The organism is Microvirga aerophila (assembly GCF_003332305.1).
Lineage (GTDB): Bacteria > Pseudomonadota > Alphaproteobacteria > Rhizobiales > Beijerinckiaceae > Microvirga > Microvirga aerophila.
Window position 1 is genome coordinate 1 of the sequence record NZ_QOIO01000091.1, and the last position, 11781, is coordinate 11781.

Here is an 11781-nt window from a genome sequence, read left to right on the forward strand (position 1 = left end):
GCCTATGACAAGACGCTGTATCGGCAACGGCACAAGGTTGAGAACATGTTCGCCAAGCTCAAGGACTGGCGCCGGATTGCAACCCGCTATGACCGCTGCGCCCACACCTTCTTCTCGGCCATCTGCATCGCAGCGGCCGTCGCCTTCTACCTCAATTAACGAGTCCTGAGCCTAGAGGTTCTATCACGGAGATGTCCCTGCAAGCCCCGGGGAGGACGCAATCGATAATCCGCGGACGGCGGTACAAGCGAGAGGCCATACCGCCGCAGCCAGTAGGTCCGACCTTTTTCCTTGTGAGGGCAGTGTCGAACGCGAAGCTTGTGCCTCCTTGGATGCTGCTATGTTTGCCGCGATGCCGGTGAGTGTCGGTGACCTGGAACAGGCCCTTAAGGAGAGATTGAAAATAGGCCATTTCAGGGGCCTTTCCCTCATTCACGATGTCTTGCACATGAACGAGAGTGATGCATAAGCCGCAACAATTTGCCCGTATCGATGGCATAGATCCGCAAGCGACATTTGTGACTATAGTCATCAAGGAAAGGGGTGTTCTATCATTGCCCATCTTGGCGGATCGGGAGGACCAAACTAAATGATCGGCGACGTTTCCTTCATGCGTCTTAGGATCCATGAATTGAAGGGGCGCATTCGCGCGCGCCGGCGGCTTGCAGAGCAAAGCCCTGAACGAACATGGCATTTGGATTATGTCGAGGCCTACCAGGCGGAGCTACGACAGCTCCAAGGCGAATTGCAGGGTAAGGAAGCAGCCGCCTCTGGCCATCGGAGCCCAGTGCCGCAGGTCATGGCGTCAGCACGACCCGGATAGCCGCGAACTTGGCCTCTCCTGGCGAAGCGGCTGGACGTTACTCAACTCAATAAATGATTGTCCTATGCCAGAGTACCCGAGCCGTTGACCCTATAATGGGAAGGACGCCAACCCGCGATCACCCTTGCTGGCGTCCTTCCTTATCAGCGCTTGTGGGCGCCCCGTCGTCTGAACCGGCGGAGTTTTCTTTGTGCGTTAATCACTGATTAACGAAACGGGAGCAACCTTCACTTGTGCCTAGTCGGCACATTCTCCCTGGATGGTCGTACAAGCGGCCCACCTGGAGCGCCAGACTTAAAGGCGCTCTTTCTTTGTGGAGACTAACCTAGCTCAATCAAATTATTATTTGAGCACATTTACCCACTGCGGACTCTGCTCCTCAGAATATGGTCCCCGTCTCGGTGTCTGATATTCCAGTCTCGGACCTAAGTCCGTGCTTCTGAGACGAGCGTCATCAGACGTCAGTCTGATGCATCTGGGTTAGTCCTGAAATATCCTTTTCCGAAAGGGGAAGACCAAGATGGATCAGGCAGTTGCTACGCGCGTTCATGGAATGCAGATGGTGAGGCATCTCTCTTATGCCGCGCAGATTACCTTTCTGTCTGTAGCCGGGCTTGGTGTCGTTACCTCAGTCCTGAGCCTCATCATTTAGGGCTCCAGCAGAAGCAAGATGACATTGATCTGAATAAGAAACCCTCCGCTCGCGTCTCAATGGCGAGACCCGGCAGCTCATGGTGGAGGTGGTGGAGACTGGAGCGGCAAGAAGAACGACCGGCCCTCGCCTCTCCGAGACCCTGCGCCTGTGCTGTCGCCATGGCGCTGTCCTCATCATCGCAAAGCGAGATCACTTGGCCGCAACGTCGCCTTCATCTCAACCTGATGGGAAGCGGCGTCAACTTCATGGCAGTGGACTTCCCGCAGGCCTACAGGCTCACCGTCCACATCCTAGCGGCCGTGGCCGAGCATGAGGGGGAGATGATTTCCAAGCGGATAAACGACGTCCTCGCAGCTGCCAAAGCCGGGGCGCGAAGCTCGAAGGCAGCCGGGGCAAAAATTCACCTCGTGGCCAATGCTGCCCCGTGATCCACCACGGTCAAGCGCCGGGCTGCGGACATTGGGCCATTCGTGGAGGATATCCGGGCGAATGGTGCTGCCTTCCTCCGGCAGATCGCGGGTGACACTCAATGAGCGGCACATCAAGATCGCTCGCGGTGGGGAGGGCACAACCATTCAGAGAATGAGGGTACTGAACCGAACGGAGTCAGGGTTTAAGCAAAGGTCTGCAATAACTCTGACTTTCTCCTCAGGCTATGGTGCTGTCTTAACTGAGATAGGTGTCCGCTCCTCGCCATGTGAAGTAGCCCCCGAAGCGGCTGGGCGCGGCTCCTACCTCAGTTAAGTGATTTGAGCTGTGTCGGTACTACGACTGGCTCTGCCAAGATTGAGGTAATCGATGTGGCTCAGCGCCGCCGCTGGACGGCAACTGAATAGCTTTCCACCATTTAGGAGGCCTACGAGCCGGACGCCATTGTCAGCTTGGTAGCGGCGTCACCCTTTCCAGCTGTTCCACTGCCGAAAGTGGGCAGCCTCAGAAGCACTCACTGCTCCCAGTGCTCAGGGCGAGACCGTAGCAACTTCCAAATACTATGCCCTGCAGAACCAGATCATCTCTTAAACCCAAGCCCTCGTCCGATTGGTTTAGGCCGCGGCTCCAGAACGGACTAGGCCAGCTGTCCGAATAGACGGCCTGCTCCGGAACAGCCATACCAACTCAAGTCGACATGGCAGAACAACCTCATCTCCCAAGAAGAGATTGTCTGATCGTGTCCGCTGATCTTCATGAATTCTAACCGTCTCCATATTGGATGAATTAATGCCTGCTGTCGCTTCCTACACCCCGACCGGCAACGCCTATATCGACGGCGTTCTGGGTGACGTGAAATGGGACACCAGCAGCTTTAGCTACAGCTTTCCCACCAGCAGCTCTTACTACGGCAGTTCGTACGGCTCCGGTGAGAACTTCTCGAATTTTGGTGCCTTCAACACCACTCAGCAGGCAGCCACGCGGGCTGGCCTTGCGCAATATGCCTCGGTCGCCACCCTCACCTTCACGGAAATCGCCGAGACCGCGACCCAGCATGCTGACCTGCGATTTGCCATGTCAGATAAGGTGGGCACAGCCTGGGCTTATTTCCCATCGACGAATGCCTCAGGCGGCGACGCTTGGTTCAATAACTCCACGGGCCATAACGCGAATCCCCTCAAGGGTAACTACGCAAACTTCACCTTCGTCCATGAGATTGGGCACGCGCTCGGGCTGGAGCATGCGCACGAGCACTTCGTCATGCCGCAGGACCGTGACTCCATGGAGTACACGGTGATGAGCTATCGCGCCTATGCCGACGCATCAATGACCGGTTATGTCAACGAGAACTGGGGCTATGCCCAATCACTCATGATGTATGACATCGCGGCCTTGCAGCACATGTACGGCGCGAACTACACCACTAATGCTAGCAGCACGATCTATTCCTGGAGCTCGACCACTGGCGAGATGATGATCAACGGCGTCGGTCAGGGCGCGGCCGGGGCCAACCGCATCTTTCAGACCGTCTGGGACGGCGGTGGCACCGACACCTATGACTTCTCGCACTATACCACCAGCTTGAAGGTCGACCTCCAGCCGGGAGGTTGGACCACGACCTCCACCATCCAGCTTGCCAAGCTGCATTGGGACGGCTCGAAGATTGCTGCGGGCAACATTGCCAACGCGCTGCTGTCTAAAGGTGACACCCGCTCCCTGATCGAGAACGCGACGGGGGGATCCGGCAATGATACCTTAATCGGCAACCAAGCCACCAACACGCTGAAGGGGGGTGTCGGGGACGACCGTCTGAGCGGCGGCAGCGGTAACGATGTTCTGGATGGCGGGATTGGGGACGATACTGCCGTGCTCAGCGGCCAGCGCTCGCACTACAGCATCACCAAGCTCTCGGATGGCTCGACTCAAGTGGCAGACCTGCGCTCTGGCACGCCCGACGGCAGCGACACAGTGTGGGGTGTCGAGTGGTTCGAGTTCGTGGACAAGACCTATTCCCTCGCGGAACTCCAAACTGATGCCGCCCCGGCACCTCTTATCCTGTCTGATCCTGGCCTGCAAAACCTGGCGCTGACAGGGACAAACAGCAACAACAGCCTCTATGGTCAGGGCGGTGACGACAACCTCAACGGTCGGGGCGGCAACGACCGGCTCTATGGCTCGGGGGGCAACGACAAGATTATCGGCGGAACCGGCAAGGATGCCCTCGTTGGTGGAGCTGGCGCAGATGTGTTCGACTTCAACTCTCGCAAGGAGACCCTGCCGGGCGCCCGGGACACGATCAGGGATTTCCTGCGCGGGGCTGATCATATCGATCTGCGGAGCATCGACGCCAACACCCTCGTGAGTGGCAATCAGGCCTTCTCGTTCATTGGGAAATCGGGGTTCACCGGCAAGGCAGGTCAGGTGAAGTTCAGCGGCGGTGTGCTGTCGGGCGACATCAACGGCGACAAAGTGGCTGATTTTCAGATCAACATCTCAGGCCTGTCGGCGCTGTCCAAGGGGGATTTGTATCTCTGAGGTCGTGCCCAGTCTGGAAAAGACAGCACACCATTTGAGTGGGCCGCCCAAAAAGGCGGGCAGGCAGATGAAGGCTTGGCCGACCCGACGGCGTGGGTTCATTGGGTTCGTTCTGCCAAAGTCGGCTCCCGTCCGCCGCCTGCACCTGGCGCGGTGTCTATGATTTCGTCAAACATCCTTATGACCGTGTTGCGCTGAGATAAGGCGCGGCCCTCATAGCGCTCAAGTCGCTCCTCGGTCCGCAGGGGCCAGAACAGCAAGGCGGTGCTTGAGGACTTTGAGGCGGGAATGCGCTTGACTCTGGGCAGACTGGGCCGGTGCTGCGTTGCGCATTGGCCTGACTGACTGCCGCTTTTCGGGATGACAACAGGTGGGTGATTTCCCGGCCGCCTGATCGCTACCCGGCTGGAACAGTGCGCCTCCCATCATCACCAACCCGTCGGGGCCGGCGCGACAGAGCCGCGGTGATGACGGCGCCTCAACCCCGGCGGCATCCGAGAATTGAATGATTCAGACATCAGGGCTCAGATGCTGTTCGGACTAACGAACTTTCAGCGAGGGAGCCGGTTCGACGCGAAGCCAAACTGGGATTTGGGGCCACCCATCACGATCCGCGACACTGCGGCTTTCATGCCACAGACAAACGCTGCGCCGTCATGTTTTGATGCCCCCGCGCAGTCAAGAATCAAAAGATCTGGCGCTTGGGGGTCATCACCATGAATATCGCTGTCCGAGACACGGTCCTGGCCAAGGCCGTTCGCTACCAGGCGGGCGACCGGGACACACGCCCATGGGGCACCTGGGAGGTCCTGGCGACCGGCCCGGACTATGCCTTGAAGCGCATCACCGTGTTGCCGGGTCAACGGCTTTCGCTGCAGTACCATCATCATCGCGCGGAGCACTGGACCGTTGTGTCGGGACAGGCCGACGTGGAGATCGATGGCGCTGTAATGCCGTGCCGTGGCGGCGAGCACGTCTACATTCCACTGCGGACGGCGCACCGCATCCGCAACACCGGAGCCGAGCCCCTGGTTTTCATTGAGGTCCAGGTGGGCCAGCACTTGGACGAACTCGACATCGTACGGATTGAGGATGATTACGGCCGTGCGCCCGAGCAGCTGGCCGGCGCGGCATAGCGGATGGGTGTGCGCTGAGATTACGTCGGGTTGAGCTCATGAGGGGTGCGCTTGTTTGTCAGCACGTGCCCCTTTTTCTGTCATGCGGACACCAAGTCTCTGCCGATGTACCAGAGGATTGTTCCCGAGATTCTCGGCACGAGCGCGAGCACACGAGGCAGATCCGCACAATCATTTAATGCAAAGCGATCTGTAATGGTGCGCACGGATGCCTGTCGGTTTCCAGGATCGGCCTGATTCAAAGCAGCCGGTTAGTGCACCAAGGTCCGTTAGGACCGATTCAATGTCTCCGCCCGTCGTCGCAGTGACCGCACGCCTGAGACCTCTCGGCCCTGCGGCAACTGTAAGAACAAGGATGAGGCTTAGCACAGCGCCGGTAGTAAGGACGCGCCGGTTTGATCAAGGGCTCATCGTGAGAGCCTTACCTGTTGTCGAAGGAAGGCGACAGACTCAATATGCACGAGGATCATAAAACACGCGCACAACCGTCATCAGGATGATTTTGATGTCGAGCAGGATGGACCAGTTGTCGATGTAGTAGAGATCGTAGTCGACACGCTTCTTGACCTGCTCGCGGGAGCGCAGCTCTCCGCGTGCGCCATTGATCTGCGCCCATCCGGTGATGCCGGGCTTCACCCGATGCCGGGACGCGTATTCCTCAACGAGGGCATCAAGCGCCCTCCCCTCAGCGGAGGTGTGGAGGGCATGCGGGCGCGGTCCGACCACTGACATCGTGCCCTGCAGAACATTCCAGAACTGAGGCAGTTCATCGAAGCTGGTGCGCCGGATAAAGCGACCGACGCGCGTCACGCGTGGATCATCCTTGCTGGTTTGGCGTGATGCCGTCAGGTCCGTCCCCTCGACGGCCATGGACCGAAACTTCCAGACTTCGACGAGGCGGCCGTTGAAGCCCGCCCGCATCTGCTTGAACAGCACTGGGCCCGGGCTGTCCCATTTGATAGCAAGAGCTGTGAGCAGCAACACCGGCGCGGTGATCAGGAGAGCCACGCTCGCCACGACGACGTCCTCGACTCTCTTGATGACACGATCCCAGCCGACCAGCGGCGGCTCGGCCATCTGAAAGAAGGTCTGTTGGCCAAGACGGCGCAGGCGAATGATCTTCTGCACACCAACACTCGCCTGTGGCAGCACCAGCACCTCAACGGGGTGGCGCGAGAGCGCGTTCAGATGCCCCATGGCGGCCTCAACCTGAAACCAGGGCACGTTGAGAACGATCACCTGCGGATCGAGCTTTTGGATGTAGGGCCCAAGCTCCGGAATGGAGGCCAAGTCATGCGCGATGATTTTCCCGACAGCACGGATGCGATTGGCTGTTTCCAAAGCCAGCTGAGCCCCCGTGAACGTGTTCGCGCCACAGGTGATGATCAGCGCGCGCTGGAGACAGGCTCCCTTCGTGAGCTTGGCCTCAGCCACGGCTAACATCACGGCGCGCAGGGAGACCATCAGCGTCAGAGACAGGGACAGCCAGGAAAAAAACCAGACGCGCGAATAGTCGGCGGTGGTCTTTGTGGCGACGCTGATCATCGTGAGGGCAAAGAACGTGAGCAGCAGTGATGCGACAGCCCTTGGTATCGTTTGCCGCCACGAGAAGACATGCTTCGTTCGGTAGACGTTCAAGACGCGGGAGACGAGCAGGAACAGAAAGAGGCCGCCGCCGATCACCGCCAGATACGGACTGCTCGAGGTGGCACCCATGCCCTTATACGCAAGGATCGGCACGAGCCCGGTGAGAACCAAGGCAAGGATGTCGGACACGAGCACCGCCGCTGCAAAGCGATGCGCTGAGATGCGCTCTGCGTTCGGATACAGTTTATATTGGTAGGTCTTTTGTGTCGGAAGCGGCTCAAGCGCCTCCGTTTCCCTTGCCAGATACATTGCCCCATGCCCCAGCTGATGAGATCGCTGCGTTTATTTTTTGATGCGGTTCTATCCCCTGAGTTCGCCCCAGGACAGGCATCCATTTAGCGATATATAGCCGAGTCGTGGGGTGCGTCGCTATAGAAGTTTCATCCTACTGAGGCTGTGAGGTGCGACCTTTTCTCCAGCGTTACCCAGCGTGGTGTCCTGGCCAGAGGTCGGCCTTCACACGAGAGCCATTCAATATCACCCAAGCTGCCATTCGCCGCTGGAGCTTCAGTGGGATGAGCATAGGTGACCCATGCGAGTTGCATGGACAGAGATTGGCTCGACAACAGCATCGTATTCTGAGATAGCCGATCGTGCATGCTGTCCAAAATCCTCATTGCCATCGTCTTTGCAGCGGTCTCAGCGTATGGTGTCCTGCTGTCGTGGGGGACGGTCGCGCTGGACAGCGTTGGAGCGCGTGCGATCGAGGCTTCCGGGGATGCGGCAGCCGATGGTTTGAGCTTGTCTCGGCAACTCGCTCCGTGGCTGTCGGTCCCAGGCCTCCAGGCCATGGCCCGGCAGGTGGACATCCAGCTTGCCGCTGGGGGAAGCTTCGACGAACTCCAGAACAAGGTTGAGCAGTCCCTCAGGCTGACCCCGGCCGCGTCTGCTGATTGGTTGCTGCTGGCTCAGATCAAACTGGCCCGGGGGAGCCACCACTGGCCGTCAATCAGGCGTTGGAATACTCGATTGTCACAGGCCGCTATGAACTGGCCCCGATGATCGGCCGCGTCGGCCTTGCGATCATGGCTTGGACCACGTTGACGCCGGAGTTGCAGCGCCAGCTCGTGGGTGAATTCAGCCACATCGGCGGCCGCCTCAACGGCAAGCAGATGGAAGCCTTCAAGTCTCGGATTGCGGCGCTGCCGGAATCCGATCGCATAGTGATCGCGGAGCGGCTCAGGGATCGCTACAGTGCCCCAACTCCAGGTTGGGTGAAATCTCTCGGCCTTGAGGTGGAGGCTGGCAGGCAGTAGAGCAGCCGAACGAAGAGACGTTTGTATGAGCGTCTGCCGTAACGGCTTGGTCCACATCGTCACCCCCTGCAGTCGCAAGGAATGGGCCGTGCACCTGACGGCGAGGGCTACTGGCCGTAAACATCCCGGCTGAGGTGGAACGAGCGATCCAGTGGCCTTGGCGGGCAAGATCACTGCCAGCAGGATCGAGAGACAGGGCAAAACATCAAAGATCTGAAATTCAACCCCATGCAAAGGCCGTCTGCGCGGCCTCCTGACAACAGCATCAGCCCTGATGAGCAGGCTATGCCATCATGGGCCAGCTCCTCTGCAGACGAAGCTTCCCAGCAGGACAGGTAGAGGCAATGACAAAGTATCCCTTGATCAATTTTGATCGGGAAAGGCGATACGGTCAGATCCGATGCAGGCAGCGGTACATCATCTGCCCTCAGGTACCGGAAAGACAAAAGCCGGGGTTCGCCGACTGACCCTGCGAGCGCTTTGGTTTTCAAGTCCTCTTACACCTTAGCCCAGTTCTCAACCTTGAGGCCATCAACTCTTTGGAATTCGCTCTCGTTGTTGGTGACAAGGGTCAACCCAAGACTTTTGGCGTGAGCAGCAATCCAAAGGTCGCTCTTGCCGATCAGCTCACCTCGTATGGCAAGGTCGCTCCGGATGATGCCGTAGGCGTTCCCTATCTTTATGGCGATTGGCAATACTGGGATCAATGCAGTGAGCGCGTTCAGGACCGACATGGCTTTGGCGGGATCAGGGCTCTTGTGAACCCCATAGACGAGTTCACCATAGGTGATAACCGAGAGTGCTGTTGAGCCCGGAGCGAAATCACTGAACCGGCCTAGGACGCTCCCGGCGAATGTAGATGCAGATGTTTGTGTCCAAGAGATAGCCCGGTTGGATGATCAAAGTCCTTCGCGCTCTTGGGGCGGGGTATCGTCGCGGTCGACATCAGGGAAAACACAGAGAAGATCGAAGGCCCGAGCCGATTTTTCAGACTTCTTACGCCAGACGATGTCATCGCCACGGCAGAAGATTTCAACCTCATCGCTGGCGAGGCGAAACTGCTTGGGAAACCGGACCGCTTGACTGTTGCCAAACCGGAAGACCTTGGCCGTAACCATTTGCACTTCCGTACATACAGCAATGTATATACGGAGATTTGGCGAGGACTTCAAGCTGTTGTTTGGGGACTGTGGGAGATCATGGCTCCGCTCACCTCCGGGCGTTGTGATGAGCCAAGCACGCTTCTTCACTTCATGTGCCGTTCAAGCCAACCGAGAAGGTTTCTAAAAGCGGGAGACATGTTCGTGTCCGACTGTTTTAGAACCGTCTGATGGCCGCTGTCCTCCACAGTGATCGTGTAGCTCATCATGTCCCGAGCGCGCCCAAGGCCAACTCCCGTGGCAGCCGCTGTAGCTTTTGCCGTCTCGACGAGCCTCGCCAATTCCTGCGCGGCGGGAGGCGGCAGAGTGTCGGCTTCCAGGACACGAGGAGCACGGCCGAGAAGCATCCCGGCCGTCTGCCCGCCATACTTTGCCAAACTAATCTTCATCACACGCCTGACACCCTGGGCATTCCCAAAGCCGGTTACGAGTTTGCCAATCGTCCTAGTTTCGCATTAGCTGGTCGGCCTCGAGGTCCCCCTGCCTCTGATGGAGTTCTGTCTCCTTTCAGGGCACTGACCTCCTTGGAAAGTGCGTGGACTTGGGCCGACAACGTTTCCATTTGTCTCGATAAGGCGGCCAGAGCGCCGCCGTCGTAGCCGGCCTCCTCGCCCACGAGAAGATCACCCTTGCGGCGCTGGCCGGGGCGCCGTCTAGCAGCAGTGCGGCTGATCCGAATGCCGACCTGTCGCCATGCGTCCTGCACGGCCTGCTGCTCGATGCTGCCCGCCCCGTATAAATCCTCTGCCATCAGATACGTCCTGTCGGCAAATTCCTGAAACTCAGTTGTCGGGCCTGAGGCTCGAAGAGCCTCGTACCAAATGAGGCCCGGTGCTTCCCAAGCATATCCCCCAATTCCTGTGGCCGTTAAATGGAAGGCCTTGTTGGGAATGCCCGAGTTGATGTGCACCCCGCCCCAGTCGCCCTCCTCGGTATCGGGCAGTTGGACGAACTTGCTCATGCGATCCGGCTGCGGATCCTTGCCGAAAGTATCGTTGTCGTAGGCTGTTCCAGGGGCTTTCATGGAGCGGAGGGCGTCTGCGTCGACGCCTGGCGTGAAGACTTCGGCTCCGATGAGCCAATCGGCTTGGTCCGCTGTTTGCCCAAGCGACCAGTGTTTCACCAGCGATCCGAACACGTCCGACATCGACTCATTGAGAGCGCCTGACTGAAGATGGTACTCCAGCCCGGCCACATGTTCGGTCACCCCATGAGCGAGTTCATGGGCGATCACGTCAAGGGAGCTGGTAAAGTCGGTGAACACAACACCATCGCCGTCACCGAACACCATCTGTTGCCCGTCCCAGAACGCGTTGTTGTAGCTCGTATCGAAGTGGACGTACCCGTCCAGGCGCATCCCTCTGTCATCGATGGAATTTCGGTTCAGCACCTCACGATAGAACTGGCGGGTGGTTCCCAGGCCCTCAAATGCGCGTGTGACGGACGTGTCCCTCGACGCTTCACCCTGCTCCGTTTGGACCAGCACAGCGCCGGCGATCCTGGCCCTGTTCTCACAATCGAAGATGCTCCGGCGCCCATCCGTGGGGGCGGCCGAGAGACCGATGCCGAAGGTCGCCCGGAGCGAACGTTGGCCCCGCAACCGCGCCGAATTCAAGAGGGTGTTCATCGCGGCTTGGCGAACCTCCCTGCTCTCGCTCTCGAGCAGTCTCCGAAGAAGATGTGGAGGAATGATGCAATTGAGACAGCGGCAGGTCCGGGTCATAGGACACCTCCAGCTAAGTAACTTATGCAAAATTCACGTACTGATACACGTTTGACACGTGCCTAACTGCAGATAAAATCACGGCCTGAATGCTACGTTGCTTGAATATATCACTACCTGAAGTGCAACGGAATCTACCACTATCGGGGTGCCATCTATAAACGTCGAGAGAATAGATTCATTTCGAGCGAGCGCAATCGTGCACCGCGTGCTCGAAGCCTTATGCTATCATCAAAGTAATCGGGTAAAACCTGCTCGCATGAATAATTGGTCGATTACAGGCTGAGGTGGTGTAACGATGCGGATAGCGATGATTGGGGCTGGCTATGTGGGCCTCGTATCGGGAGCCTGCTTTGCGGATTTCGGGCATGCGGTGTGCTGCGTCGACAAGGAGCCGGCCAAGATCGACGCGCTGAA

The 11781-nt window shown here is 58.3% G+C and carries 12 protein-coding genes; 7 read left to right on the top strand and 5 right to left on the bottom strand.

Translation table 11 applies throughout. From position 1 onward, the window contains the following. The 4 genes from DRB19_RS27155 to DRB19_RS27170 form a co-directional block, all read left to right on the top strand. On the top strand, positions 1–159 hold a 159-nt coding region (locus tag DRB19_RS27155), incomplete at its 5' end, for a transposase (protein ID WP_162815631.1). Positions 160–1636: 1477 nt separating this feature from the next. Beyond that, positions 1637–1906 (top strand): hypothetical protein, encoded by a 270-nt coding sequence (locus DRB19_RS27160; protein ID WP_114189112.1) that lies wholly within the window; start codon positions 1637–1639, stop codon positions 1904–1906. Positions 1907–2696: 790 nt separating this feature from the next. Further along, on the top strand, positions 2697–4442 hold the full coding sequence (locus tag DRB19_RS27165; RefSeq protein WP_114189113.1) for a M10 family metallopeptidase: 1746 nt from the start codon (positions 2697–2699) through the stop codon (positions 4440–4442). 716 nt (positions 4443–5158) lie between these two features. Further along, positions 5159–5578, top strand: a complete 420-nt coding sequence (locus tag DRB19_RS27170) for a phosphomannose isomerase type II C-terminal cupin domain (RefSeq protein WP_114189120.1) — start codon at positions 5159–5161, stop codon at positions 5576–5578. A 450-nt stretch (positions 5579–6028) separates the two neighbouring features. On the opposite strand, the gene DRB19_RS27175 is transcribed toward DRB19_RS27170, so the two are convergent. Further along, on the bottom strand, positions 6029–7474 hold the full coding sequence (locus DRB19_RS27175) for an exopolysaccharide biosynthesis polyprenyl glycosylphosphotransferase (RefSeq protein ID WP_114189114.1): 1446 nt from the start codon (positions 7472–7474) through the stop codon (positions 6029–6031). 348 nt (positions 7475–7822) lie between these two features. Between DRB19_RS27175 and DRB19_RS27180 the strand changes: the two genes are divergently transcribed. Both DRB19_RS27180 and DRB19_RS27185 read left to right on the top strand, forming a co-directional pair. Beyond that, positions 7823–8227 carry a hypothetical protein gene (locus tag DRB19_RS27180; protein WP_114189115.1) on the top strand — a complete coding sequence of 135 codons (405 nt, stop codon included), beginning with the start codon at positions 7823–7825 and terminating at the stop codon, positions 8225–8227. Then, positions 8224–8481, top strand: a complete 258-nt coding sequence (locus DRB19_RS27185; protein ID WP_114189116.1) for a hypothetical protein — start codon at positions 8224–8226, stop codon at positions 8479–8481. Before DRB19_RS27180 ends, DRB19_RS27185 begins: the two co-directional genes overlap by 4 nt. A 497-nt stretch (positions 8482–8978) precedes the next feature. On the opposite strand, the gene DRB19_RS27190 is transcribed toward DRB19_RS27185, so the two are convergent. The 4 genes from DRB19_RS27190 to DRB19_RS27205 form a co-directional block, all read right to left on the bottom strand. Continuing rightward, complete coding sequence (locus DRB19_RS27190) at positions 8979–9365, bottom strand: type II toxin-antitoxin system VapC family toxin (RefSeq protein ID WP_308494362.1); 387 nt, start codon at positions 9363–9365, stop codon at positions 8979–8981. 15 nt (positions 9366–9380) lie between these two features. After that, positions 9381–9599: an antitoxin gene (locus DRB19_RS27195; RefSeq protein WP_114189117.1), complete on the bottom strand. Its 219-nt coding sequence runs from the start codon at positions 9597–9599 to the stop codon at positions 9381–9383. Between the two features lie 128 nt (positions 9600–9727). Beyond that, positions 9728–10030: a protealysin inhibitor emfourin gene (locus DRB19_RS27200; RefSeq protein WP_114189118.1), complete on the bottom strand. Its 303-nt coding sequence runs from the start codon at positions 10028–10030 to the stop codon at positions 9728–9730. Between the two features lie 35 nt (positions 10031–10065). Beyond that, the gene (locus DRB19_RS27205) at positions 10066–11268 is read right to left on the bottom strand and encodes a M4 family metallopeptidase (RefSeq protein WP_245439857.1); all 1203 of its coding nucleotides are present in this window, start codon (positions 11266–11268) and stop codon (positions 10066–10068) included. Between the two features lie 394 nt (positions 11269–11662). Here DRB19_RS27205 and DRB19_RS27210 point away from each other — a divergent pair. Next, on the top strand, positions 11663–11781 hold a 119-nt coding region (locus DRB19_RS27210; protein ID WP_162815769.1), incomplete at its 3' end, for a hypothetical protein.